Raw genomic sequence first — 23,520 nt, forward strand, 5'->3', positions numbered from 1 at the left:
CGTGTCCAAGATCGATCGCCTCTGCGACCAACTCGGCATCAAGATCGTGCCCTACCGGCGCCGCCGGCGCCCGCGGCAGACCCATGCCCGGCAGGTCATGCGGCGGATCGTGCTGAAGCATGGCGAGGGACACTTACTGTTCGTGCTGAAGGCCATCCTCTGGTCGCGCAACAACACCGCCGAGCTCTGGTCCGAAACCATACTAGCGGTGTCCGACGTGGTCCTCGATTTCCCCGAATGGGCGGAAGCGCGGGCAGGGGACTTCATGGCTGCCTTCGACGCCATCGACCTTGCCGTGATCCGGCGGGATGCCATGGCCGGCCGCCGGTTCTCCAAGCGATCCCGGATCTACATGATCCTGGTCATCGCCCTTCGATCCCTTCTCAATCCCGCGCCGCAAGGAGAGCTTCTGTGACGAACTGGAATGCAATGCTGGTCCGCGAGCGCCTCGTTGAGGCGGCCGACACCATGGATCACATCGTCGCCGGACGGATCGGCCCGGGCGCGCCCAAGAGCTGCTGGCCCGTCTTCGCTCAGGAGAAGGGCGACGCCTACGGCTACACGGCCGTCAAGACGCGCTACGTTCCGACCGCGGCGCACATCTCTCGCGCCAATGAAGCACAGGCATGGTTGTCGGCCCTCGTAGACGACGATCGGTCTCGACAAATCGTCTGGGCTCGGGCCGTCTGTGAGGCGCGGAAGCAGTCTTTCGCCTCGTGGTGCAAGAAAAACCGCGTCGTCCGCAGGTCAGCCGACCGGCTGCTCCGATTGATCTATGAACGGATTGCGGTAAGCCTCTGCAAGGCCTTGATTAACTTGCGTTATCCTGACTATGGACGTGTGTCCAATCGTGGGGGCATAACCGGGGTGCAAATCGATAGCCTGCCCGAAGTCGCGTCGCCGAGGTCTTTCATGACCGAAGACGCCAGACCTGGCGCCGGGCTACCGGATGATCCCGAAGCATTCGAGCGCTGGCTCGCCAAGACAAACGCCGACCGTCGCAAGGAGCAGGAGCGCCGCCGCCGCGCAAAGCTGGAGCGGGTTGAGGACGAGTTGGCCGCCTAGATCTTTCTGTCGCGTGCAGCAGTCCCGTAGCTCGCCAGGCAACATACCCCGTAGGATGCAGGTTCAAACCCTGCCACCGCAACCACCAGCCCGACGATACGGGGCACCGCTGAACAAGCCATTTTTAGGTGTCAGGACCGACAAGATCTCTAATCTCGTCCTCGAGGCAGTTTATTGCATCTATCCATTTTGTTTTTTCTTCCGCGTCTATTTTTCCCTGAGGGATTAGACCATTGAGGTCACGCTCAAGGGTAGAATAATCAAACTCAGGCTGGTATTTTGTTCGATCACGCCAGCTTTCAATATATTGAGGAGCAAAAGTGTCATAGAAATAATCGCTTCTCCAAGAACATTTTGAAGTTAAGTTCGCGACTTGGGAGTTGGTCAAGGGCGATAATTTGGCAGCATTCTTCAAAATTTTCTCGTGCATTTCTGCAGACCTTATAGCGTCTTCTGCATTTTGTGTTTGTTTGTTTGAAAACAATACGGCGGTTATTAATATTGACAGAAGCAAAAGTGATATAATAATCAATTCTGACGTCCGAACTTTCTTTGAAGTTCGGCCGATCAGCCAAGCAGTTACGCCAACGCCAGCTATACCGAATGTCACTATCATTAGGAAAATTAGGACGGAGAAAGCTTGGACCTGGGAAAGGCCGCTTTTTGGCAGGAAATTGGTGGCTAGGACGTCCCGGAAAATTATCAGGAACGCCCCAATGGAGATTCCTGCTAGGCCAGCGGCCTTGCCCGCAGCTGCGAGAATGCGTCCTTCCATCCCATCATCCCCCGAGAGCGTGAAGAGGAAATCGTCGGTCGTGTGGCCGAAAAGGCCGAGTGGACTGCCGCCGACCGCCTTTCGATGCTCGCCAATATCGCGAAGAGCGCCGTCAAGACGACCCCCGCGTCGCCGTCTCGGCCATCGCCGAGGCCAACAAGATGCAGGGCAGTCAAGCTCCGGCGAAGATTCAACACCCCGGCGCGGTCGGTCTCGCAGGTCGGAGCCAAAGGTTAGTCCCCGCTTTATTTCAACGGTGGAGCGTCCCAATCTTCGATCGTAACTGTGAGTGCTTCGATATTGGCCGAAGGTATGGGGCGTGCGTCCCCGCCAGCGGCCTTAATCGCCGCGGCCACTTCTTCGGGGCTGTTGGCTAACAGCTGCCGCTTGTTACCGATGATTAGTGCCGACTTCACTCCCGCCATTTTGTCGGTAGACGGAACGAATGTCGGTCCCGATGACTTCCGGCCGTCAAGCCAAATCGGGTCGCCGTCTGGCAGCGTCAATTGTGTCAAGGTTGGTAGGCTCGTCACAACAACCTTAGCAACTGTAGCCGCCTCTTCCTTGACTTGATTCGTCTGTGCCCAATCAACTCTGGTCTTGCCGATCGCACCTGGCACGTGAGGTAGAGATTCGTCGGCGGACAATATCGCCGCTCTGATGCGCAAAACCAGCGTAGCGTCGATCTGAACTTGCTGTCCGTTAGGCTTCGTCAGGCTGATCGTTTCTGCGCAACTAAGTGAGCTGAAGCCGACGCCCGCTACTAGCGCGACGGACGCTATTGAAAGCAATCTGGTCATTGGATAGCCCCTCCCGAAGGCGATTGAAGTATCGCAGAGGCGAGACAGGTTGTCGATCTACCAACAACGTCTTGGGGTAGTATTCATGCCTTGCGCCGGCTGTCTCCGCCGCAGTACCTCAAAGGGCGGTCTTGACGCTCCATGCACGCAGTGGAGGTATGATGCGGTATCGTGGGGGTTCAGAACATGGATCCGGCTTCGCTGCTTATCGTCGCCAGGGCATTGCTGGCCGCCCTGCTTATCTGTGGCGGAGCTCTTTGCGCCTATCTCGGCTTTCTGCTTTACACGAACGGCGCCGGGTTGAAGCGCACTATGCGGTCGCTAGAACTTAAGGCGGGGGCGGTTGAAATTAGTTCCTTGGGAGTGTCTGTTGGCGCGCTGATGATGATATCAAGTCTCGGCTGGGCGTATTTTGCCTATGCCAGTTCTCCGAGAATGGTTGCATCAGCAAGCGGGACCTCAATCACGAGCAACGAGACTGGCAAGTCGTTCGTTGCCATCGCTCTACCTCGCGATACGAATAACCCCACGATAGACCGGGACATCGTCACGTCGGCGATTGGTACGCTTTACGCAAATGACAAAGCTCCCCCCAAGGGTGATGCCGCAGCCGGGGGCAAAGGGCTGACTGTCTATGCTTGGCCCTCACCGGGGCAGTCTCTGGTCGATGCATTGGCAACTGGAAAGACAATTGAAAAGGCCGCGAAAGACGCTGGCCACGATGTCTCGAAGTTGGTGGTTCTGTCTGCGGAAAACGCCAATAAGGAACTAAAAGGGCCAATGAACCTGCCCGACGACGCAGTAGCTGCTGTGGCGTTGTCTCGAAAGGGTGAAATCTAGAGTTCGAGGCGGCTCCGACAACATGCCCAGGGCGAACTCTCGAAGCCATCGCCGATCGGTCGGGGCGGCCGGCAGCATGCGCTCTGTGAGCTACCGACCTGCAAACGTTGCAATCGTCACCTACTCCAAAGCAAGCCCGGCCATCCCCAGCGCCAAGCAGCACGGACGGTGCGACCGGCTGCTAGAGAATTGCCTTTTCGGTGGCGGTATATTGCTCCACCTCTCAGCGATTCCGGCACATGCCGCATCCATGTTCTTGATGCGCGTAGGCACTTTGCCTGACGCTGGTCAGGCAAAGCAGACCTCCATTTGAAAAACAATCAAAGCGAGCATCAGGTAATCAAACATGTCGCGCGGCGGCAATAGACCAGGGGCGGGGCGCAAGAAGGGTGAGCCGAATAAGGCCACGCAGAAGCGGCAGGCCGAGGTGAGAGCGTCCGGTGCCACTCCACTCGACGTCATACTGGCCGATATGCGGCACCACCATGAGATCGCCGAGACTGAGGCAGCCAAGGGCAGAGAAGCCGATATCGCCAAGGTGACGTCGGCAAGATCCGCAGCTCGCGCCGCGGCCCGTGATGCTGCTCCCTACGTCCATCCTCGCCTCGCCGCGGTGGAGCATACCGGCGCCGGCGGCGGTCCTATCGAAACAAGGGATGTGACCGCGCGTGACGCACTCGCTGATCGGATCGCTCGCCTCGCTGCCCGAGGCGGACCGGCTGGCGGTCATTCAGGGTCTGAGTAACGAGCAAGCCGAGGCCATCCTTGTCGACTGGCGCCTCTGGGCGCGGCCGCAGCAAGTGGCCCCGCCAGGAGACTGGCAGACATGGCTGGTTCTAGCCGGCCGCGGGTTCGGCAAGACTCGCACCGGAGCCGAATGGGTGCGCGAGAAGGTCTTGGCGGGGTGTGGCCGTGTCGCCTTGATAGCGCCGACGGCCTCGGATGCTCGCGATGTCATGGTTGAGGGTGAGAGTGGGCTTCTCTCGGTGTGCTGGCGCGGCGATCGGACGATCGACCGGAAACCGATCGGCCGCCCGATTTACGAACCCTCGAAGCGCCGGCTGACCTGGGCAAATGGCGCGGTTGCGACGCTGTTCTCGGCTGAAGAGCCTGAAAGACTTCGCGGACCGCAGCATGAAGCGATGTGGTGCGACGAGCTCGCGGCGTGGAAGTACCTGCGCGAGACCTGGGACATGGCCATGTTCGGGCTTCGTCTCGGCGACGCGCCGCAGGTCACGATTACGACGACGCCGAAGCCGCTGCGGATCCTGCGCGAGATCATGAAGTCGACTGGCACGGTGATCACGCGGGGCTCGACCTTCGATAATCGCGCCAATCTTGCTCCCGTGTTCCTCGACAAGATCGTCTCGAAATACGAGGGCACGCGGCTAGGCCGGCAGGAGCTCGAGGCCGAGATCATGGAAGAGGCCGAGGGCGCGCTCTGGTCCCGAGCCATGGTCGAAGCCGCGAGGTTCTTGAAGCCGCTGCCTGAGATGAAGCGCGTCGTTGTCGCCGTCGATCCCGCAGTGACCGACAAGGAAGACAGTGCAGAAACGGGCATCGTAGCGGCGGGGCTCGGTACCGATGATCGCGGTTATGTGCTCGCCGATCGGTCTGGCCGCCGCTCCCCTGGCGATTGGGCAAAGAAAGCGATCGAGCTCTTTCGCGATTTGGGGGCTGACAGGATCGTTGCCGAGGGCAACCAGGGCGGCGATCTCGTGGCGCACGCCATTCGCACAGTGGATCCTCGCGTGCCAGTCACCATCGTGCACGCATCCCGAGGGAAGGCAGCGCGGGCCGAGCCGGTCGCCGCTCTCTATGAGCAGGGCAAAGTCACCCATTGGAAGCCGCTTCCAGACCTCGAGGACCAGATGGTTAACTGGGAGCCGCTCTCGGGCATGCCATCGCCGGACCGTCTAGACGCGCTCGTCTGGGCCCTGACAGAACTGATGTTGAAGCCTGCGGCGCCAGCGCCTGTTGTCTCCTCCTATTCCACGAGGCGTTGATGGCCGATCCGAAAACGCCGAGCCCGAACGACGAGAGTGGCGCGTATCAGGCTCTCTGCGGGGCCTGGGCCATGATCTCCGATATTCGCGCCGGGGCATCCGCGGTGCGGGGGAAAGGCGTCGCCTACCTGCCGAAATACGAGGCTGAATCGACCGAGGACTATGCGCGGCGGAAGGCAACGGCACCGTGGCGGCCCGAGTTCAACGACGCCTTGGCCGCTCTCGTCTCCAAGCCCTTCTCACGCGACATCGGAGTGAGGGGAGCGGATGACTTCGATCTGAAGTCGCTCGTCGAAGATGTCGACACTCGCGGAAACAGCATCACGATCTTTGCGCGTGATGTCTTCGCGGACGGAATCGCGGACGGGCTGCACGGCATCCTGATCGATCATCCGCCGATGCCGCCGAACGCAACAAGGGCGGATGAGAAGGCAGCGGGAGCACGACCCTACTTCGTGCACATCCAGGCGATCGACCTTATCGCGGTTTATTTCGAAGTCATCGGGGGTCGGCTCGTCCCGGTTCATGCCAGGATCCGCGAGTGCGTCACCGAGCGTAGCGGTTTTGCCGAGACGACAATCAATCAGGTGAGGGTGCTTGAGCCCGGCATCTGGCAGGTTTGGCGCGCCGACGATCAAGGGAACTGGTTCAAGTATCAGTACGGGGAGACGAGCCTCTCCTATGTCCCGCTGGTGCTGTTCTTCACCGGCGAGCGCCGCGGCGATTACCTCAACAAGCCACCGCTAAAGGATCTCGCCGACCTGCAGATCGAGCTGTTCCAAGCTCTGTCCCGACAAGATGAAATCCTGAACTTCGCCGGGTTCCCGATGCTGTCGGCAAACGGCTTCAGCAAGCCGGAGGGGGACATCAAGGTCGGCCCCCGATCGATCCTTTTCGCGCCGGCAGTCGAGGGCGTGCAGACGTCGTGGCAGTTCATTCAGCCTGATGCTGCTCTGATTGAGCAGGTCGCGTCTCATGTAGGGTCGATCACTGAGGATATGCGCCGGCTCGGCATGCAGCCGATGGTGCAGCGCGCTGGCGGCGTAACGGCAACGGCGACCAGCGTCGACACGGCCAAGGCTCACTCCGTCTTGCAGGCCTGGGTCATCGGCCTGAAGGACGCATTGGAGCAAGCATTCGTCATCGCTTGTGATTATCTCGGCCGGCAAGCCTCCGTCGAACTCGACATTTCAACTGACTTCAGCGTCGAGCCCTTTGCGCAGGCGCCGCTCACCGCCCTGGCAACGGCCCGCAAGGCCAAAGATATCTCCCAGCTCACCTATTGGGACGGCCTCCGCCGGTTCGATGTGCTTCCGAGCGACTTCGATCCTGATCAGGAAGAACTCCGGATCGCCGAGGAGCTGCAGGGGCTGGAGCCGGAACAAGAGATCGACCCGATCACCGGCCTTCCTGTTGATGATCCATCGAATCTGCCCGCGTAGCGGATGCGCGCGGGTGAATGGGCCTGATAGCCCACCCCAGCCGGGCGGATGCCCGAAGGAACTCCCATGAAACTGAAACTCGATGACGCAGGCCACGCCGTGGTCAGCGACGGCAAGCCTGTCTATGTGACGGACGATGGCAAGGAGATCGCGTTCGACGCGCCCGCGACCGTGGCCACGATCTCCCGGCTCAATGGGGAGGCGAGGGGCCATCGTGAGGCCAAGGAGGCCGCCGAGGGTAAGCTCAAAGCCTTCGAAGGCATCGAGGATGGCGACGCCGCTCGCAAGGCCCTTGAGACCATCCGCAATCTCGATCAGGGCCAACTGGTGACGGCCGGTAAGGTTCAGGAGATCAAGGACGCGGCAGCGAAAGCAGCCAAGGATCAGGTCGAGGCTGCAGCGAAGGCAAGTGGCGAGCGCATCAAGGAGCTCGAGGCGGCCAATCAGCAGCTCACCGATGGCCTCTACGCGGAGAAGGTTGGCGGAGCGTTCTCGCGGTCCAAGTTCATATCTGACAAGGTCGCTGTGCCTGGCGACATGATCCAGGCGATGTTCGGTACCCGGTTCAAGATCGAGGATGGCAAGATCGTCGGTCACGACGCCGCCGGGAACAAGCTCTATTCGAGGGCCAAGCCCGGCGAACTGGCCGAGTTCGACGAGGCCCTCGAGATGCTCGTCGATGGGTACGGCTACAAGGACAACATCCTGAAGGGATCCGGCGGCAATGGCGGCGGCTCGCGCGGCGGCGTCACCGGCCCGGCGGGCGGAAAGACGCTGCGACGGGACGAGTTCAATAAGCTCTCGCCCGCGGATCAGATGAAGACGATGCAGGGCGGCCAGACCCAGATCGTCGACTGACGAAAGCCGGCTGCGCACCGGCGCACCAAGGCGCAACCGGCCGAACCCCGGATGGGGAGAGGCGCTCGGGCTGGATGGCCCAATCGCTCCATACACATCCTCTCCTCATGAAAGGGTTTGGCCATGGCCAACACCATCACGGCCGTTCTGCCGAGCATCTTTGCCGGCCTTGACCTCGTTTCTCGTGAACTCATCGGCGCGATCCCGGCCGTCCAGCGCGACGCCACCATGGAGCGCGCCGCCGTGGGTCAGACTGTCACGGTGCCGGTTGTCCCTGCTGCGACCGGCGGGAACATCACGCCTGCTTCGGTGCCGCCGGATGACGGGGACGCCACCATCGGCTCGAAGACCGTTGCCATCTCAAAGTCGAAATACTCGCCCGTTCGGTGGAACGGCGAGGAGCAGCGGGCCATCGGTCCGGGCGGTCAGTACAACAAGATCCTCGGTGATCAGTTCGCTCAGGCGTTCCGCTGGCTCGCAAACCAGGTTGAGGTCGATCTCGTCACCACGGCCTACAGGGCGGCTTCCCGCGCTTATGGCACAGCCGGTACGGCACCCTTTGGTACCGCCGGCGACTTCACCGACTTCGCGGGCATCAACCAGATCCTCGACACCAACGGCGCCCCGCAGTTCGGCCGCCACCTGATCGTGGGGTCCGCGGCGCGCTTCAATCTCGAGGGCAAGCAGTCCGTCCTGTTCAAGGCGAACGAGGCGAATACGGATGAGTTTCTCCGTCGCCGCGTCCTGACCGAAGTCATGGGCTTCGGCCTTGGATACAGCGCGGGCGTCGGTCTCGTGACCAAGGGAGGCGGCTCGGGCTACTTGGTCAACAATGGCGCGGGCTATTCAGTTGGCTCCACGGCCATCGCGGTTGACACCGGCTCGGGTACGATCAATGCCGGCGACATCGTCACTTTCGCCGGCGACAGCAACAAGTATGTCGTCGCGTCAGCCACCCCGACGCTGCTCACGCTCAACGCGCCTGGGCTTCTCTCCGCCGCAGCCGACAATACAGCGATCACCGTCGGCAACAACTTCACCGACAATGTAGCGTTCACCGAGAACGCCTTGGTGCTGGCGGCACGCGCCCCTGCCGCCCCTGATGGCGGCGATAGCGCGGAAGACATGCAGATGGTTACCGACCCTGTCTCGGGCATCTCGTTCGAGATCCGGCTGTACCGTGAGTATCGCCGCATGCGCTACGAGGTCGGTCTCGCCTGGGGCGTCGGCATCGTGAAATCCGAGCACATCGCCCTGCTTCTCGGGTGATCACTCACACCGCTTTTGCGGGTCGTTCGGCGCCTGCCTTGAGCCGGCGTCGTTCATCTCACGGGCATATGGAGAACCGCCATGGGCGACATTGAAACTGTGAAGATCAAGCACGGCGACGGCGACTACGCGATCATCAACCGCACCGATTTCGATCCCGAGAAGCACGAGCTCCATGATGGCGATCAGCGGGTCGCCGATGGTCTGACCGACGAGGAGCGGAAGACGCTGCGGGAACTTGAGATCAAGCGCACAGCGGAAGCCAACCGCGGCGTCACGCCTTCGCCCGCCGTCGCTGGCGCCGATCGCAATCCGAGCGGCACCTTCTCCGAGCCGACGCCGACGGACATCCGGTTCCCGGACAAGGACGCAACGGAGTTCGAGCACAACCACGGCGCCTTCGTTGGAAAGTCAGCGGCCGAGATCCGCGAGGCGGCTGGGCTCCCGGACAAGCCCGGCGGGATCAAGAGCGATGTCGACATCCCCGAGGATTGGTCCGCTCTGCACTGGAAGCAGCAGGTTGTGCTCGGTCAGCAGATCTCCGGCCGCGACGACCTGAACGCGGCGGATGCCCGCGAAGTCATCGAAGCCGAATTCCAGCGTCGCAAGGCGTAAGTCGCGCCAATGTTGAGGGCCGGGGACGAAGAGCTCCCGGCTCGTTCCGATCGAGGACCGCCGATGACGCTCATTGTCGAGGATGGCACGGGACGCGCCGATGCGGAGAGCTACGTCTCCGTTGCGGATGCCGTCGCCTATGCTTCTGCGCGGGGCCTGACCTTCCAAGCCGCTCCTGCAGAGGCAGCGGAAGCCGCACTGCGCCGGGCAACCGCCTGGATCGACGCGACATATGCGCCGCGCTTCTCAGGCGCCCGGCTCAAAAGACGAGCGCAGGCGCTGGCATGGCCTCGCGCCGGGGCCGAGGATGCGGACTGCAATGCCATCGCGTCCAATGAGATACCGGCGGAGATGATCACAGCGACATCTGAGGCCGCGGTGCGCGAACTCGCCAAGCCGGGCAACCTCTCGCCCGACCTGAAGCGCGGCGGTGCCATCAAGCGCGTCAAGGCCGTATCGGTCGAGGTCGAATATGCGGCGGGCGCCACGGCCGGCACCGTGTTCAGCACGATCGACGGCATTCTGTCGGGACTTCTCGGCGCGCAGAGCGCCTACACGGCAAGAGCGGTTCGTGGCTGATGTCCTTTCTCGACGACATCCCCGACCTCATCGCGGACGCGCTGGGTGACGATTTCCTCGACGCCGTGCTGACGCGAGAAACCGTCGGCGCTCCTGATCCGGCGACCCCATGGGAGCCCGGCGCCGTCACGACGACGTCTTATCCATGCAAGGCGATCAATGACGAGTGGGCATCAAGCTATCTGGCTGGCGGTCTGGTCAACGCAGGTGACTGCAAGGTTCTGGTTCTGGCATCGACCCTTATCGTCGAGCCGGCTCCGGGCGATCGGATCACCGTCCGGGACGAGACCTTCACCGTTGTTCCGGAAGGCAGAGGACAGCCCGCCGTATCGACGGACCCGGCCAAGGCGACGTGGACGTTGAGAGCGAGCCGCTGAATGGATGCCAATCGCTTCGACCAGCTCGTCGAAGGCTGGCGGCCGCGTCTGCAGAAGGCTTTCCTCGATGCTGTCTATCAGCTCAGGGATGACGTTCAGATCGGGCTGGTCGGGGAATTGCTGGAGAAGGGCGATGTCGACGGTGCCCTGCGTGCCGTCGGGCTCGACCCCCTGGCCTTCCGTGACCTCGATCAGGCCATCGCTGATGCCTACGCAGACGGGGGCGACTTCACAACCAAGGGACTTCCGCCGCTCCGGCAGCCTTCGGGCCACCGCATCGACATCCGCTTCGACGTGCGTAACCAGCGTGCCGAGGACGATCTTCGCCGTCACTCATCGAGGCTGATCACCGAGATCATCGCGGATCAACGCGAGATGGTGCGGCAGGTGCTCACTGCCAGCATGGAAGCTAGCGAGAACCCGCGCACCGTGGCGCTCAACATCGCAGGCCGCGTGAATGCGGCGACTGGCAAGCGAGAGGGCGGCATCCTCGGGCTTACCTCGAGCCAGGAGCAGTGGGTGCGGTCATTTCAAGCTCGGCTTGCCTCAGGCAACCCGACCGAGATGCGCGCAGCCACGGCGATGACGCTCCGCGACAAGCGGTTCGATCGCACCATCGAGAAGGCGATCCGCGAGGAGAAGCCAATCCCGGCCGAGGCACTGGCGAAGATGGTCGCGGCCTATCGAAACAGGGCCCTCCGCTACAGGGGCGAGGCCATCGGTCGAACCGAAGCGATGACGGCCTTGCACAAGGGCGCGATGGAAGCGGCCCGGCAGGCGATCGAGGCCGGCCAGGTCCAGGAGGGCGCCGTCCGGAAGGTGTGGCACTCAGCTTCCGACAGCCGAGTGCGGGACACGCACCGGATCCTGAACGGCAAGAAGGTGGGCTTTCGGGCCGAATTCGTGTCGCCAAGCGGTGCGAAGCTACAATATCCGGGCGACCCGGCTGGCGGTCCCGCCGAGGTCGTCAACTGCCGCTGCTGGATGGACGTCAAGGTCGACTATCTGGCCGGCGTGACGCCCTCGGCTCCAAAGCCGTTCCAACGCGGCACCCTTGATGCGGCAGCCAAGGACTATGTGGTCTCGAAGGGGAGGGCAGACGGGAAGGAGCACCTCGCCGGCTATGATCTGGACAGCGGAGAGCCGGTCGAGACGATCGACAGCGACCAGAGCAATTTCGTCGGGTTCACGCCGGCGCTCACCAAGCTGCTGAACAGCCCGGCCAAGCGGATCGTGCTCCACCATAACCACCCGTCGAGCACGTCCCTTAGCCGCGGCGACATCGCGATGATGCTGCGGTTCCCCGGGATGGACGAGGTCTTCGCGCATGGCCATGACGGGAGTGAATACCGGGCCAAGGTGAAGACGAAGTTCGGCATCGAGGTCTATGACGCCGTCCAGCAGAAGGTCTTCGCGGAAATGGCCGTGCAAGGCCGCGCCGGGCTGCTGGATCTCGCAACGGCAGGGCAGGTTGTGCAGCACGTTATTTCAACCATCATGGCGCGGCGGGGCTATCTGGACTATGCTGCTCGGCTGCTGGGCAAGAGTGCTGAAGCATATGAGGCTCGGCGGGCATATTTCGACGACCTCGTCGATCGGTTAGCGGGTTCACTTGAATGACGATTCACGGCTTCATCGACCCTCCGTCACCCTTCGCCTCTGTCGAGGAGTGGGAGGCGTTCGTGCGCGATGTCGAGGATCTCGAGGATCAGAGCCCCGAGGTCGCCCGGGAACTGCGTGAGGCGCGCCGCATCATCGCCGAGAAGAAGGCGGCCAACGCCTGATGGCCGGCCAAGCCAGTTTCACGGCACAGGTTGATGCCTGGGTGCGAGAAACTGAAGAGCGCATGGACGCGGTGTTTCGCGAGAGCGCCTCAGAGGTCATTGAAGAGATGCAGCGCCCGGTCGGTGCGGGTGGCAATATGCCGGTCGACACCGGCTTCTTGCGGTCCTCGCTGCAGGTCGGGGTCAATACGGAGCCAGTCGCCGCGGCAATGCCCAATCCGGGGGCGGGCGCCAAATTCACCTACGCGGCATCGATGGCGATCGCAGGCGCCGAGATCGGCGATACGATCGTCGCCAGCTATTCAGCGAAGTATGCTCCGATCATTGAATACGGCGGCGGAAAGCGTCAGCCGAGGCGCTTCGTGGCCCTCGCCGCTGCCCAGTGGCCATCGATCGTCGCGCGCGTAGCGGAACGCCTCAAGAGCAGCGTCACCGGCCCGTAGGGTCCGCTTTCTCCATCGCCATCAAGAGACCGAGCTGCATCAACCGTAGCGCCTTCCGCGATGCGGTGAGCGCGGTATCGCCTCGTGTGGTTTCGCCTGGCGCAGTGCCGAGCAACTGCGCCGCGCGGACCAGCCGTTCGTGAACGTCTTCATCGGAAAGCGGCTGATCATCGGCCATCGGCCCAATCATAGGGAAACGCACCGTGGCCGCAATATCGACCGAGGCGAAGATCGTGGAGGCGCTGTATCGGCACCTCAACGCGCTTGTCTTCTCGCCGCCGCTGCCGATCGCGTGGACGAATGTGGCGTTCACGCCGCCCGCGGACGGGGCAGGGAAGCCCAAGCCGTATCTGCGGGCGACCTCGCTCCGCTCGCCGAATGGCCGGCCCACCATCACCCGGTCGGTCCGCTACGCCGGCCTCTTTCAGGTCGACGTGTATTGGCCGCTCGCCGCCGGCGAGCAGGCCGCGCGCGACATTGCCGGCGCGATAGCCGGCCACTTCGACAACACCCGCCTCCGGAATGGAGCCTTGACGATATGCGTGGACGAAAGACCGACGGACGGGCCCTCCCTGATCGAGGGGCCGATGATGCAGATCCCAGTGACGGTGCGGTGGTACGCCCTCGCGTAGCGCTTGTTATCGGCGGGGCCGCATCGGTGTGGAGCGATGTCGAGGCGTTCCGCGCCATCGGCGCGCCGGACGGCGTCATTGCTTCCAACGACATTGGCGTCGCCTGGGACGGCCCGCTGGCGGCGTGGGTGACGCTGCACAAGGACAAGATGCCGGGATGGCTCGCGGCCCGGACCAAGGCCGAGCGGCCGCAGCCGGATCAGATCGTGTTCCACGAGGACGGGGCCGGACAGGACGGTCTCTGGCGCGTCGAGCCGAGCATGGTCGTCTGGCACATGTGGCCCGAGATGACCTTCTCGGGCTCATCGGGGCTCTTCGGGGTCAAGGTCGCGCTCGAGATGGGGTTCGACAAGATCGTGCTCTGCGGCGTCCCGATGAACGCGGAGCCACACTTCCACGACAGCGATTCCGCTCCCTGGGCGGATCACGAGCGCTATGCGGTGGCATGGCATGAGGTCCTTCCGCGTCTCGGCGGAAAGGTGACGTCAATGGGCGGACTGACCCGAGAGCTTCTCGGCGCGCCGACAACCGAGTGGCTCAACGGATAGGAGACCCAGATGGGCATTTTTCAGACCGCCGGCATGAAGATCTTCATCGGCCCGGCAATGGCGCAGTCGAATTCGGATTTCGTGCTCGCCGACTTCGAGAGTTCGCCACCTAAGACCTGGGTTGAGATCGGCCAGACCGAGACGATCGGCGCGTTCGGCGACACTGCGGCGGAGATCACCGCCGACCTGATCGGACGCAATCGCCGCGTGCGCGCCAAGGGCACCCGTGACGCCGGCACCCTCTCGCTCGTCATGTTGGCCGATCAGTCCGACGCAGGGCAGGCGGCTCTGGTGGCGGCCAATGCCACGAAGCTCGACTATGCCTTCAAGGTTCAGTTCGCCAACAAGTCCGGAGCATCCGGTGCGGTCGACGGGCTGCGCTACTTCGTCGGCCAGGTCATGGCGGCGGCCGAGGAGCCGGGTGGCGCCAACTCCTACGTCAAGCTGAACTCGTCGATCGGCATCAACAGCAACATCGTCAAGAAGGCGGCGACGTGATCCTATTGCGATCGCCACTTTGAACCCCGGGGTAGGGAGCGGCTGATGTGACCAAGTCTATCCTGAAGGTAGAATCGACTGACAGCCGCTCCTCGCCATTGCGCGACGAAACAAAGCTTTGGCCGAAGCAATCGGCTCGGAATCGTCATAGATGAAGCTCTGATCCCATTCCTGAGAGTATCCGAAAGGCCGAAATCCTTCGTACTCTCCGAATACATTCTTGCGGTTGACAAAGCCGCATAGTGAAAGCCCGCCAGACGTTGTGGTGGAGACAAATAGTCGGTCGATCTGAGCGCTGTAGGGATCCTTGTCATGCTGTGTGAGGGACCGGAAAGCGCCCTGAATTAAGGCTGGGTCGATACCAGCCCCACTTCCATCCATTACCGGCTGTGCTCCGGCCGTTGACGTTACCGTCAACGCCGCGACCGCCGCCGCTACCAACCATCGTTTCATCATTGCCTCCCGGCCCGCTGCATCAGCATGCCACGGGCCGCTGGCATTCGTCATCAGGAGAACCAATGTTCGACCTCTCCCGCCTCGACACCTCGCCAGCCTCGAATGCCGGCGTTGATATGCCTGTGAAGCACCCGGCGACCGGCAAGCCCGTGGTCGATGAGAACACCGGGGCCCCGGTCACGATCCGCCTCATTGGGCGTGACAGTGAGAGGTTCGTCGCGGCACAGCGCGAGGTTCTCAGCCGGAGGATCCGTGATGCTCAGGCGGGGGATGATACCGACTTCGAGGCGTCCGAGCGCGACACGCTCGACCTTCTGGCGTCGTGCACCGTGCAATGGTCCGGTATCGGACTTGATGGCGAGGACCTTGAGTTCAGCCATGATGCCGCGCTGACGCTCTACGGTCGCCTTCGCTGGCTGCGCGAGCAGGTCGACGCCTTCGTCTCGGCCCGTGAGAATTTTTTGCCAAAGCCCGCGCTGAACTGATCGCCTTCGCGCGGTCTCGTTTCGGCGCCAAGGGCGCACCAGAGACCTCGCCGCCGGCCTTTCTCGCCCATGTCTGGGTGTGGTGGCTCGAACTCCACCGACGCCGCACCCGGGGCTTTGGTGTCTGCCCTCTGAGCTTTCCCGAAATCGCCCATTGGTCCGTCCTCTCTGGCGCCTGCGCGACGCCGTTCGAGGTCGGGCTCATCGTCCAGATCGACAACGCCTTCATTGAGTGGGCGGACGGCGATCAAACGACGGCTCCCGAGCCCTCGTCGCCGCTTCCGACCCGACCGATGACCGAGGATCTGTTCGATGCCATGTTCGCATGAGGTTTGCCCGTGACTGATCTCGCAAGGCTCGGCCTGGTCATCGATTCGGAGTCCGCCGGCAAGGCGAAGACCGACCTCGATGCGCTCGTCGTTGCCGCCGGCAAGGCCGAGAAGGCGGTCGAAACGCTTGGCTCGGAAGCTGCCACCACGGCTGTTGCGATCGACAAGGTTGGCAAGGAAGCTGCTGGCGCCAAGTCGGATATCGACGGCCTCGCGGCGTCCGCCGGCAATGCCGAGCGGGCGGTCGAAGGTGCTGGGTCTGCTGCCAATGCGGCGGCGGCCGGGCTGGGCAAGGCCGGCGTCGAGGCGGGTAAGGCAGGCGTGGGCCTCGGCGCGGCAGGCGCGGGCGCGAACGCGCTTATACCGCCCCTGACCAAGATCCCGGCGCTGGTGCCGCCGCTCACGAAGCTGCCGCCGCTTATGAGGCAGAACACCGGCCAGCTGCAGCAGCTCAGCTTCCAGCTGAACGATGTGGCAACGATGGCCCTCAGTGGAGCGTCGGCGTTCCAGATCCTCGCCACGCAAGGCGGGCAGCTCATCCAAGTCATGCAGATGGGCGAGGGCGGCGTGAAGGGCACGCTGTCCCGCATCACCGCCGGCCTACTGGCCCTCCCGGGCCCGGCCAAGGCGGCTGGCGTTGCTGTTGCCGCCTTGGGCGCCGCTTGGGTGGTTTACGAATCGGTCGGCCGCACCAAAGTGAAGTCGTTGGACGAGGTCCTCGCGGATCACGCTGCGCTCGTTCGCGATCTCAAGACCGCGTATGGAGAGGCTGCGTCGGGCCTCGACAATTACACGAGCCGCGGGTTCGGCGAGCTTCAGACGCGATCGCGCGCGTCGATGTCGGAACTCGCCATCCAGGCGCGGAGCCAGTCAAACGACCTGTTCGGCCAACTCGGCAGCGTCGTGACGCCCGCCCGCTCGGCACAGTCTTTCTACAGCGTGAGCAGCCGGTTTGCGCCGTTCACCGACGCCATCATCAAGCTGCGCGACGAGGCCAAAGCCGGCAAGCCGGATGTCGAGGCCTTCATCAAGACGGTATCCGCTCGCGCCGAGGCCGAACCGTTCAACGACTCTCTGCTGAGCACTGCTGGCGAAGTGATCAAGCTGGCGGATGGCCTTCGCAGTGTCGTGGGGCAAAAGGAGGCGCTGCAGCGGTTCCTGGACGAAATCGCATCCAGCGCATCGGCCAAGCTGTCCGTCTTCACGAAATCGGTCTCGGAATTGTCGCGACTGGCGATGCCGGAGGACACGGTCGGCGCTCAGATCAATCGCAATTATCGGAACGCCATAGACACCGCGCCGAGCGCCAGTGCAGCGATGGCCGCGCAGCAGGTCCGTGACGCCGCTCTGAAGCGCCAGGAAGGCGAACTCATCAAGCCGTTCTCGGAGCGCCTTCGCGCACAGGCCGACGAGAACGAGATGCTGGGCAAGGCTACCGGAGTTGCGGAGGCCTACCTCGCCAAGAAGCAGCTCATCTATGACGCGGCGAAGCGCGAGATCGCATTGAGCCCTGCGGCAGTGGCCGCCATTGACGCCCAAACGAAAGCCTATGGCGAACTGCTGATGCAGAAGCAGCGCGCCCAGGCAACTTCCGACCTCGCCTTCGAGGCTGCGCAGGTCGGTCGTAATCCTGTCGAGCAGGCCACCGCCACGACGATGCGGGGCATTTACGGCGACGACTACGCCCAGCACATGGACGATTCGATCGCCGCCACGGTTCGCTACAACGCCTCGCTCAAGGCGATGGATGACGCAACGAAATCGGCCCGCGACAGCACCGAGAAGCTGAATCTGCAGCTTGCCCTGGTCGGCCAGCCGGAAGGCATCAAGGCCGTCGCCATGGCCGCGCTCGATGCCGAGCAGCGCATCAGGGCACTCGGTCTCGAAGGCACTGCCGCTGCGGACACGATCCGGGATGTCGCGACGGCGACGGCGTTGCTCAACGAACAGGTGCGCCAGCGCCAGGCGATCTACGACGCCGCCAGGACCGATCGAAACGACCTCGAGTGGCTGCAGGCCGAAGTGGGCCTTCTCGGTCAGTCAGAGGCGGTCCGGCGCCGCAATCTCGCGCTCCTTGAGGCCGAGCAGCGAATTCGCGACGGCGGCTTCATGGGCTCTGCCGCTGACAATATGCGCCAGCGCGCCGGCGCGATCGCCGATACCACGACGGTGCTCGAGCGCCAGACAGATGCATGGCAAGCGATCAAAGACACTGGCGGCGGCGCAATCGACAGCATCGTCGACAAGATCGGCGAAGGCACGCTGTCGCTCAACGACTTCCTGGATGTGGCTCGTGACATCGGCAAGGAGTTCCTCCAGCTCTCTGTCGCGAACCCGCTTAAGAACAGTTTGTTCGGCGAGAACCTGCCGACGATTTCGGACGTATTCGACCGCCTTCAAGGCAAGACGCCGACAATACCCGGGTTGAGCGACGCTCTCGCTTCGTCGGTCGCGACCATGTCGGTCTCGGCCGCAGTGGTGAACGTCAATGGTGGGCTGGGCGGGCTCGCGGGTGCGAACGACAATGTGGCCGACCTGCTCAAGCCCTCAGGCATCGGCTCGGATTCTGTTGCGAGCGGCAATGCGCTGAACCTGGCGCGAGGCTCGTTTGCGAAAGTTGACGACAAGCTCAAGGACATTCTGCAGACGGCCGCGGCGAAGTTCCCGCTCAAGGTCGACGCTGTTTCCGGCTTTCGGGCAGGTGATCCTCGCTTCCATGGACAGGGCCTCGCCACCGATGTCCAGATCTTTGACAAGATCGGCAAGGCTGTTCCGAACTATCAGAACGGCGCCGGTTTCCGCACCTATGAGCAGTTCGCCCAGACCGCGCACCAGGTCCAGCTCGACAAGTATCCCGAGCTGACGGACCAGTTTCGCTGGGGCGGCTACTTCTCGGGACCGAAAGGCAAATACGGCGCCGCCGACGCGATGCATTTCGATCTTGGAGGAAACAAGGTTGGGATGGGTGGCGGTTCGTGGGAGGGCGGGCTCAATTCAGCTCAGCGCAATTACTTCCCTGAAGCCGAAAGCGTCGGCAAATCCTTCCGCGCTGTTGCCGCAGCATCGGACGTAGCAGCGAAATCTGCTTCCGGACTCGGCGGCGGTCTCGGGGATCTCACGAACAGCGTCTCTGGGGCTGCAGCGAAGATCGGCCAGATGGCTGGTGGAGGCAGTGGCATCTCATTGGGCGGCATCAACTATGCCTCCCTCGGAGCGCCCGCGGCCGGTGGCGTCTACGCCAATGGCGGCGTGTTCGAACACAGCAATATCGTCCCATTCGCGCGCGGCGGTGTCGTGCATGGCCCGACCATCTTCCCCTTCGCAAATGGCACCGGCCTCATGGGCGAAGCTGGGCCGGAAGCAATCATGCCGTTGCGCCGCCTCGGCAACGGCCGTCTCGGCGTCGAGAGCAGTGGTGGCAAGGGCGGCGGCGGGGTGAACGTCTTCATCAACAACAACCACTCCGGCGCCAAGGTGACGGCAGAAGAGCGGGTCAATGAAAAGACCGGCCAGCGCGAACTGGTGGCGACCGTCGACGAGATGACCGCGACCAGCCTTCGCCGCCGCGGTGGCGCCACCTCGCGCGAACTCGCCGGCATGGGCGTCGCCCCGCGCACGCGGAAGCTCGGCTGAGCGATGGCCTATCCAAGCTGGCCGAGCAGCCTACCGAACTTCATCCAACGCGACGGCTTCCGTCGTCAGCGCGCCGACGGCCGTCTGCGTTCGCCGACCGATCTCGGCCCGGGGAAGGTGCGCCGTAAGTCCTCCGCCACGGTGCGCACCATCACGCCGCAGATCTGGATGACGCGCGTGCAGCTTGAGCGGTTCGGCACATTCTGGGACGTCGACACGAAGGGCGGGACGCTGCCCTTCTGGTTTCCCGAACCGGGTCGGCATGGCTTCCCGATGCGGAGCGACGACGGTGGCGTGCTGCTCTCGGCCGACGGCTCGCCGCTGCTGATCTCGGCCATGGTGCTCGTCATGTTCTCGCCGGATGCAGAGCCGCCGCAGGACACGACGACTGCTGACGACCTATGGCCTGTCAACCTCTCCCTGGACATCATGCCATGACGGAAATCAGCCTCGATCTTCGGCGGCAGATGAATGCAGAGCAAACTGGCGTTGTGCCGATCACGTTGCTCACCTTTGAACATGACGCATTGCCTGCGCCGCTCCGGATCTCGTCCGACAGGACCGGCCGGGTATCTGACTCGCCGCTCGTCTATGGCACCGTGTCGCGTGGGCAGACCTATCTCTGGGTGCCACTTTCCGCGATCCTTCCAGACGAAAACGACCAGGCGCCGCCAGAACTGCGGATATCGATCACGACGGTCGATCGCTCGATCTTCCCCGTCATCCGATCCTCGCCCGAGCCCGCGACGGTCACGATGGAGCTCGTCTATGACGGCGATCTCGACACGGTGCAGGTCTCGATCGGAAACCTCAAGACGCAGGCGGCGCCTTATGACGAAGGGCAGGTCTCGATTGTCATGGGGCAGGATGACTTTGGGCTCGTGAACTTTCCACGCGGACGCATGAACCCGATCGTTGCGCCGGGGCTGCATCGATGAGCTGGTCGGATGGCTTCATCGGCATTCCATGGTCGCGCGGCGACCACGGAATGAAGAGCACGCATTGCTGGGGGCTGGTCCGTCTCGCGTTTGCCGAGCGGTTCGGCATCACGCTCGCCGACTACGGGCCTGCCCAGGGGCTCGCTGTGGATGCCTCCGCCATCGCCGCACATCGCGATGTCTGGCCGTGGCGAAAGGTCGAGCATCCCCAGGATGGCGACGTCGTGGTGATCCGGAATGGCGTCGTCGACGATCATGTCGGTGTCATGGTTGGGCGCCGGCTGATGCTGCATGTGCAGCGCGGCAAGAGCGCCGAGTTGGTCGAGGTCGACACGCCGCAATGGAGAAACCGGGTCTCAGGTTTCTACAGGCACGCGTCCGTGGGTGATGACGAACATGTCTGACGTCGCCGTCATCAGCCGGCTCAGGTTCGATCCATCGATCGAGCGAAGCGTGTCGCGGCCGGAAGGTGCGACGCTGGCCGAGATCGTCGCCGAGGAGATGGCGGGGGCCGTGGCGACTGACCTCGACTTCCTCGTCGTTTCGTTGCACGGGCCGCAAAGCGTTGCCGTGGTCGAGCGCCATCACTGGCACCTGGTACGGCCGAAGGCAGGCACGACGGTGACGCTCCGGATGCGCCCTGCCGGCGGCGGCGCTCTCAGGAGCGTGCTGTCGATCGCGATCATGGCGGCGACGGCCGTCTTTGCGGCATGGGCGCTGCCGGTGATCGGGGCACTGGGAACGGCCCTTGCCAGCGCTGCGATCGGGATCGGCGCCAACTATCTCTTGTCGAGCATCTTCCAGCGCGACGACAAGAAGCCGGAGGACAAATACACGATCGCCGGCACCCGCAACCAGGCCAATCCATGGGGGCCAGTGCCGCAGATCTACGGCCAGCATCGCGTCTATCCGCCTTATTGGGCTTTCCCCTTCACGCGGGTCATTGGCGATGAGCAGTATCTTGTCGCGCTCTTCGTCATCGGTGAGGGGCAGCACAGCCTCGAGCAGTTCCGCATCGGCGAGACGGGGATCGACGCCTATCACGACATCACGACGGAGATCCGCTACGGGCTCGATACCGACACCCCGATCACTCTCTATGAGGAGGTGACCTTCGAGGACGCGGTCGGCGTCGAGCTTGCCTTCGATGATGGCTTCTCGATCCGCACCACGGCCAGCAATGTCGATGCGATTTCCGTCGATATCTATTTCCCGGGCGGGCTGTTCTGGACGGACGCCGACGGCGAGTTGCGGGAAATGGCGGCTTCCTGCGAGGTGCAATATCGGCGCAAGGGTGTCGACTTCGCCCCGGATGGGCCCTGGGTCTATGTGGACGTGATCTTTGTCAACGCGGCCAAGAAGGAATCCTTCTGGCGCACGCTCCGCTGGGAGGTCGACGGCGGCCCAGGCACATTCGACGTCCAGATCAAGCGCGGGAACGTCGAGAGCGACGACAGCAACACGACCGACACCATGCAATGGACCGTCGTGCGGGGCATGCGCTACCAGCATCCGGTCAATTATCCGCGCCCGCTCTGCCTGGTTGCGGTCCAGATCAAAGCGAGCAAGCAACTTTCTGGCACGATCGACACCTTTAGTGTCGTCGCCTCGAGCCATATCCCGGACTGGAATGGCTCGGCCTGGGTGTCGCGCCCGACGAGCAACCCGGCGTCGGTCTACCGCCATGTGTTGCAGGGGCATGCGACGGCGCTGGCCCGGTCGGATGCAGAGGTCAATCTCGACGCGCTCGCCGAATGGCACGCATGGTGCGAGTCCAAGAGCCTCACCTATCAACGGGTGCACGACTTCGACGCATCGGTGCGCGACGTGCTGCAACAGGTGTCGGCAGCGGGGCGTGCCACGCCCTCGCAGCCCGTGCTTGGCGGTGGAAAATGGTCAGTCGTGATCGACCGGATCCAGACGGTGCTGCGCGCCCACATCACGCCGCGCAACGCCCATAGCTTCTCCGGGGAGGTCAACTACCAGAAGCTGCCCGATGCCTACCGCGTCAAGTTCCTGAACCGCACCAAGTTCTGGACGGCCGACGAACGCATCGTCTTGCGGCCGGGACTTGTCGGCGATCCTCAGCTCTATGAGGAGATCGAGTTTCCGGGCCAGACGATGCCTTGGGTTGTCGACCGCGAGGCAAAGCGGCGGTTCCTCATCCAGCAGAACCGCTATGAGACCTGGTATGCGGCGCAAGACTTCGAGCACCTCGTCGCGCCGCGCGGTTCGCTGGTGCGCGTGTCATATCCCGTGCTTGCCGAAGGTATGATGGATGCGCGGGTGACCGGCATCGACAGCGCCTTCATGTCAGACGGCGAGAGGCGAATCGTCAGCCTCGATGAGCGGGTGACCATGGTCGACGGCACGGATTATGTCGTGCGGTTCCGCCTTGCCGACGGCACGTCGTCGCTCTGGACGATCGAGACGGTTGCCGGCGAGACCGACGAAGTGATCCTCGTCTCCGGATCCGGCAGTGAGCCGGCGATTGGCGATCTCGCCCTGTTCGGCGTTGCCGGCAGTGAAAGCTTCGAATGCGTCATCGCCAACATCGAGGCGCAGCGCGACCTCGGCGCGCGGTTGACCCTGGTCCGGCATGCGCCGGAGATCGAGAGCCTCGCCGATGCCTAGCCCTCCCTGGGCTGCGCGTGCGCCCGGCGCCCCTGTCATTGTCGCGGTTCAATCGGGCTCGGCATCGGTCGCGATCGACAGCGGCTCGGCGCCGACGCCCTTGCTGGTGCGGCTGCGGCCGGGTCCCGGATCCGTGCCGGTGCACCACTATGTGGTTACGGCCACCCCGGCCGGCGGCGCGCCGATCGAGGTGACTGTGCCCGCTGCCTCGGCGCGGGCACAGTTCAATGACATCGCGGCGGGGACGGAAGTCGCGATCACTGCCGTCGCCGTCAACGCCTATTGCGTCGAAAGCGACCCTGTCGACCAGAGCGGCGTGATCGTCCAGGTCCGCGACGATCTGCCGGCCAATCCCTTTAACCTTCGCTACACAGGCCTCGTTGGTGGTGTCAGGCGCTATACATGGGATGCCGACCCGGCATCGACCGCGGCGCAGCTCAACCGCATATCGCAGTTCGTCATGCGGTCCCGGCCGGGCTCCGGCTGGTCATGGGCTGACCTTCGCCCAATGCGT

Annotated in this window: 28 protein-coding genes; 24 read left to right on the plus strand and 4 right to left on the minus strand. The window is 63.3% G+C overall.

Annotation, left to right across the window (positions count from 1 at the left end; genetic code table 11):
• The first annotated feature begins 1 nt into the window (after position 1).
• Complete coding sequence (locus BUB39_RS22550) at positions 2 to 415, plus strand: hypothetical protein (RefSeq protein ID WP_073058204.1); 414 nt, start codon at positions 2 to 4, stop codon at positions 413 to 415.
• Positions 412 to 1,065, plus strand: a complete 654-nt coding sequence (locus BUB39_RS22555) for a DUF6362 family protein (RefSeq protein WP_139251586.1) — start codon at positions 412 to 414, stop codon at positions 1,063 to 1,065. Before BUB39_RS22550 ends, BUB39_RS22555 begins: the two co-directional genes overlap by 4 nt.
• A 124-nt stretch (positions 1,066 to 1,189) precedes the next feature.
• Here BUB39_RS22555 and BUB39_RS25305 read toward each other — a convergent pair whose 3' ends face one another.
• Both BUB39_RS25305 and BUB39_RS22565 read right to left on the minus strand, forming a co-directional pair.
• The gene (locus BUB39_RS25305; RefSeq protein WP_139251587.1) at positions 1,190 to 1,840 is read right to left on the minus strand and encodes a hypothetical protein; all 651 of its coding nucleotides are present in this window, start codon (positions 1,838 to 1,840) and stop codon (positions 1,190 to 1,192) included.
• A 245-nt stretch (positions 1,841 to 2,085) separates the two neighbouring features.
• Entirely contained in the window at positions 2,086 to 2,640 is a 555-nt protein-coding gene (locus tag BUB39_RS22565) for a hypothetical protein (protein WP_073058210.1), read from the minus strand.
• Positions 2,641 to 2,826: 186 nt separating this feature from the next.
• Between BUB39_RS22565 and BUB39_RS22570 the strand changes: the two genes are divergently transcribed.
• The 11 genes from BUB39_RS22570 to BUB39_RS22620 all read left to right on the plus strand — a co-directional run bounded on the left by BUB39_RS22570 (position 2,827) and on the right by BUB39_RS22620 (position 12,853).
• Positions 2,827 to 3,480 (plus strand): hypothetical protein, encoded by a 654-nt coding sequence (locus BUB39_RS22570; RefSeq protein ID WP_073058212.1) that lies wholly within the window; start codon positions 2,827 to 2,829, stop codon positions 3,478 to 3,480.
• 668 nt (positions 3,481 to 4,148) lie between these two features.
• Positions 4,149 to 5,486 carry a DNA-packaging protein gene (locus tag BUB39_RS22580; protein WP_244540350.1) on the plus strand — a complete coding sequence of 446 codons (1,338 nt, stop codon included), beginning with the start codon at positions 4,149 to 4,151 and terminating at the stop codon, positions 5,484 to 5,486.
• A complete protein-coding gene (locus tag BUB39_RS22585) occupies positions 5,486 to 6,928 on the plus strand; it encodes a DUF4055 domain-containing protein (RefSeq protein WP_073058216.1) in 1,443 nt (480 codons plus the stop codon). Before BUB39_RS22580 ends, BUB39_RS22585 begins: the two co-directional genes overlap by 1 nt.
• Positions 6,929 to 6,994: 66 nt before the next feature.
• A complete protein-coding gene (locus tag BUB39_RS22590; RefSeq protein WP_073058218.1) occupies positions 6,995 to 7,786 on the plus strand; it encodes a DUF6651 domain-containing protein in 792 nt (263 codons plus the stop codon).
• 123 nt (positions 7,787 to 7,909) lie between these two features.
• On the plus strand, positions 7,910 to 9,055 hold the full coding sequence (locus BUB39_RS22595) for a major capsid protein (RefSeq protein ID WP_073058220.1): 1,146 nt from the start codon (positions 7,910 to 7,912) through the stop codon (positions 9,053 to 9,055).
• Between the two features lie 81 nt (positions 9,056 to 9,136).
• Positions 9,137 to 9,670, plus strand: coding sequence for a hypothetical protein (locus BUB39_RS22600; RefSeq protein WP_073058222.1), 534 nt, complete (start codon positions 9,137 to 9,139; stop codon positions 9,668 to 9,670).
• Positions 9,671 to 9,733: 63 nt separating this feature from the next.
• The gene (locus tag BUB39_RS22605) at positions 9,734 to 10,249 is read left to right on the plus strand and encodes a DnaT-like ssDNA-binding protein (protein ID WP_073058224.1); all 516 of its coding nucleotides are present in this window, start codon (positions 9,734 to 9,736) and stop codon (positions 10,247 to 10,249) included.
• On the plus strand, positions 10,249 to 10,626 hold the full coding sequence (locus BUB39_RS22610; protein WP_073058226.1) for a head-tail joining protein: 378 nt from the start codon (positions 10,249 to 10,251) through the stop codon (positions 10,624 to 10,626). Before BUB39_RS22605 ends, BUB39_RS22610 begins: the two co-directional genes overlap by 1 nt.
• Positions 10,627 to 12,246 carry a phage minor head protein gene (locus BUB39_RS22615; protein WP_073058228.1) on the plus strand — a complete coding sequence of 540 codons (1,620 nt, stop codon included), beginning with the start codon at positions 10,627 to 10,629 and terminating at the stop codon, positions 12,244 to 12,246.
• Complete coding sequence (locus BUB39_RS25575) at positions 12,243 to 12,410, plus strand: hypothetical protein (RefSeq protein WP_175561931.1); 168 nt, start codon at positions 12,243 to 12,245, stop codon at positions 12,408 to 12,410. The genes BUB39_RS22615 and BUB39_RS25575 overlap by 4 nt, the downstream gene beginning before the upstream one ends.
• 62 nt (positions 12,411 to 12,472) lie before the next feature.
• Entirely contained in the window at positions 12,473 to 12,853 is a 381-nt protein-coding gene (locus tag BUB39_RS22620; protein ID WP_244540351.1) for an HK97 gp10 family phage protein, read from the plus strand.
• On the opposite strand, the gene BUB39_RS22625 is transcribed toward BUB39_RS22620, so the two are convergent.
• Positions 12,840 to 13,031, minus strand: a complete 192-nt coding sequence (locus BUB39_RS22625; RefSeq protein ID WP_139251588.1) for a hypothetical protein — start codon at positions 13,029 to 13,031, stop codon at positions 12,840 to 12,842. The two genes, BUB39_RS22620 and BUB39_RS22625, sit on opposite strands and share 14 nt — an antisense overlap.
• 25 nt (positions 13,032 to 13,056) lie before the next feature.
• On the opposite strand from BUB39_RS22625, the gene BUB39_RS22630 reads away from it, so the two are divergent.
• The 3 genes from BUB39_RS22630 to BUB39_RS22640 are packed head-to-tail and all read left to right on the plus strand — an operon-like array spanning position 13,057 to position 14,531.
• Positions 13,057 to 13,485: a phage tail terminator-like protein gene (locus tag BUB39_RS22630; RefSeq protein WP_073058241.1), complete on the plus strand. Its 429-nt coding sequence runs from the start codon at positions 13,057 to 13,059 to the stop codon at positions 13,483 to 13,485.
• Positions 13,486 to 13,511: 26 nt separating this feature from the next.
• Positions 13,512 to 14,033: a hypothetical protein gene (locus BUB39_RS22635; protein WP_073058243.1), complete on the plus strand. Its 522-nt coding sequence runs from the start codon at positions 13,512 to 13,514 to the stop codon at positions 14,031 to 14,033.
• Positions 14,034 to 14,042: 9 nt separating this feature from the next.
• Positions 14,043 to 14,531 (plus strand): hypothetical protein, encoded by a 489-nt coding sequence (locus BUB39_RS22640; protein ID WP_073058245.1) that lies wholly within the window; start codon positions 14,043 to 14,045, stop codon positions 14,529 to 14,531.
• 57 nt (positions 14,532 to 14,588) lie between these two features.
• Here the strand turns inward: BUB39_RS22640 and BUB39_RS25310 are convergent, their stop codons facing one another.
• Entirely contained in the window at positions 14,589 to 15,038 is a 450-nt protein-coding gene (locus BUB39_RS25310; protein WP_139251590.1) for a hypothetical protein, read from the minus strand.
• An 11-nt stretch (positions 15,039 to 15,049) separates the two neighbouring features.
• Between BUB39_RS25310 and BUB39_RS22645 the strand changes: the two genes are divergently transcribed.
• The 8 genes from BUB39_RS22645 to BUB39_RS22680 all read left to right on the plus strand — a co-directional run.
• Positions 15,050 to 15,472, plus strand: a complete 423-nt coding sequence (locus BUB39_RS22645; protein ID WP_073058247.1) for a hypothetical protein — start codon at positions 15,050 to 15,052, stop codon at positions 15,470 to 15,472.
• Positions 15,472 to 15,801: a phage tail assembly chaperone gene (locus tag BUB39_RS26030; protein ID WP_425292930.1), complete on the plus strand. Its 330-nt coding sequence runs from the start codon at positions 15,472 to 15,474 to the stop codon at positions 15,799 to 15,801. Before BUB39_RS22645 ends, BUB39_RS26030 begins: the two co-directional genes overlap by 1 nt.
• 9 nt (positions 15,802 to 15,810) lie before the next feature.
• Positions 15,811 to 19,434 carry a phage tail length tape measure family protein gene (locus BUB39_RS22655; RefSeq protein WP_073058250.1) on the plus strand — a complete coding sequence of 1,208 codons (3,624 nt, stop codon included), beginning with the start codon at positions 15,811 to 15,813 and terminating at the stop codon, positions 19,432 to 19,434.
• A gap of 3 nt (positions 19,435 to 19,437) precedes the next feature.
• Entirely contained in the window at positions 19,438 to 19,872 is a 435-nt protein-coding gene (locus BUB39_RS22660; RefSeq protein WP_073058253.1) for a hypothetical protein, read from the plus strand.
• Positions 19,869 to 20,372, plus strand: coding sequence for a hypothetical protein (locus tag BUB39_RS22665; RefSeq protein ID WP_073058255.1), 504 nt, complete (start codon positions 19,869 to 19,871; stop codon positions 20,370 to 20,372). Before BUB39_RS22660 ends, BUB39_RS22665 begins: the two co-directional genes overlap by 4 nt.
• Positions 20,369 to 20,776 carry an NlpC/P60 family protein gene (locus BUB39_RS22670; protein WP_073058257.1) on the plus strand — a complete coding sequence of 136 codons (408 nt, stop codon included), beginning with the start codon at positions 20,369 to 20,371 and terminating at the stop codon, positions 20,774 to 20,776. The genes BUB39_RS22665 and BUB39_RS22670 overlap by 4 nt, the downstream gene beginning before the upstream one ends.
• Positions 20,769 to 23,006: a TipJ family phage tail tip protein gene (gpJ, locus tag BUB39_RS22675; RefSeq protein WP_073058259.1), complete on the plus strand. Its 2,238-nt coding sequence runs from the start codon at positions 20,769 to 20,771 to the stop codon at positions 23,004 to 23,006. Before BUB39_RS22670 ends, gpJ begins: the two co-directional genes overlap by 8 nt.
• The coding region (locus BUB39_RS22680) for a hypothetical protein (protein WP_210187124.1) at positions 22,999 to 23,520 on the plus strand (522 nt) is incomplete at its 3' end. The genes gpJ and BUB39_RS22680, both read left to right, overlap by 8 nt.

The sequence above is a fragment of the Kaistia soli DSM 19436 genome (assembly GCF_900129325.1).
Lineage (GTDB): Bacteria > Pseudomonadota > Alphaproteobacteria > Rhizobiales > Kaistiaceae > Kaistia > Kaistia soli.

What these genes read in the sequence shown, in the direction of transcription:
- BUB39_RS25305 (WP_139251587.1), bottom strand. Translation starts at nt 1,840, where the DNA reads ATGGAAGGACGCATTCTCGCAGCTGCGGGCAAGGCCGCTGGCCTAGCA.
- BUB39_RS22565 (WP_073058210.1), bottom strand. Translation starts at nt 2,640, where the DNA reads ATGACCAGATTGCTTTCAATAGCGTCCGTCGCGCTAGTAGCGGGCGTC.
- BUB39_RS22570 (WP_073058212.1), top strand. Translation starts at nt 2,827, where the DNA reads ATGGATCCGGCTTCGCTGCTTATCGTCGCCAGGGCATTGCTGGCCGCC.
- BUB39_RS22585 (WP_073058216.1), top strand. Translation starts at nt 5,486, where the DNA reads ATGGCCGATCCGAAAACGCCGAGCCCGAACGACGAGAGTGGCGCGTAT.
- BUB39_RS22590 (WP_073058218.1), top strand. Translation starts at nt 6,995, where the DNA reads ATGAAACTGAAACTCGATGACGCAGGCCACGCCGTGGTCAGCGACGGC.
- BUB39_RS22595 (WP_073058220.1), top strand. Translation starts at nt 7,910, where the DNA reads ATGGCCAACACCATCACGGCCGTTCTGCCGAGCATCTTTGCCGGCCTT.
- BUB39_RS22600 (WP_073058222.1), top strand. Translation starts at nt 9,137, where the DNA reads ATGGGCGACATTGAAACTGTGAAGATCAAGCACGGCGACGGCGACTAC.
- BUB39_RS22605 (WP_073058224.1), top strand. Translation starts at nt 9,734, where the DNA reads ATGACGCTCATTGTCGAGGATGGCACGGGACGCGCCGATGCGGAGAGC.
- BUB39_RS22610 (WP_073058226.1), top strand. Translation starts at nt 10,249, where the DNA reads ATGTCCTTTCTCGACGACATCCCCGACCTCATCGCGGACGCGCTGGGT.
- BUB39_RS22615 (WP_073058228.1), top strand. Translation starts at nt 10,627, where the DNA reads ATGGATGCCAATCGCTTCGACCAGCTCGTCGAAGGCTGGCGGCCGCGT.
- BUB39_RS25575 (WP_175561931.1), top strand. Translation starts at nt 12,243, where the DNA reads ATGACGATTCACGGCTTCATCGACCCTCCGTCACCCTTCGCCTCTGTC.
- BUB39_RS22620 (WP_244540351.1), top strand. Translation starts at nt 12,473, where the DNA reads ATGGACGCGGTGTTTCGCGAGAGCGCCTCAGAGGTCATTGAAGAGATG.
- BUB39_RS22625 (WP_139251588.1), bottom strand. Translation starts at nt 13,031, where the DNA reads ATGGCCGATGATCAGCCGCTTTCCGATGAAGACGTTCACGAACGGCTG.
- BUB39_RS22640 (WP_073058245.1), top strand. Translation starts at nt 14,043, where the DNA reads ATGGGCATTTTTCAGACCGCCGGCATGAAGATCTTCATCGGCCCGGCA.
- BUB39_RS25310 (WP_139251590.1), bottom strand. Translation starts at nt 15,038, where the DNA reads ATGACGAATGCCAGCGGCCCGTGGCATGCTGATGCAGCGGGCCGGGAG.
- BUB39_RS22645 (WP_073058247.1), top strand. Translation starts at nt 15,050, where the DNA reads ATGTTCGACCTCTCCCGCCTCGACACCTCGCCAGCCTCGAATGCCGGC.
- BUB39_RS22660 (WP_073058253.1), top strand. Translation starts at nt 19,438, where the DNA reads ATGGCCTATCCAAGCTGGCCGAGCAGCCTACCGAACTTCATCCAACGC.
- BUB39_RS22665 (WP_073058255.1), top strand. Translation starts at nt 19,869, where the DNA reads ATGACGGAAATCAGCCTCGATCTTCGGCGGCAGATGAATGCAGAGCAA.
- BUB39_RS22670 (WP_073058257.1), top strand. Translation starts at nt 20,369, where the DNA reads ATGAGCTGGTCGGATGGCTTCATCGGCATTCCATGGTCGCGCGGCGAC.
- gpJ (WP_073058259.1), top strand. Translation starts at nt 20,769, where the DNA reads ATGTCTGACGTCGCCGTCATCAGCCGGCTCAGGTTCGATCCATCGATC.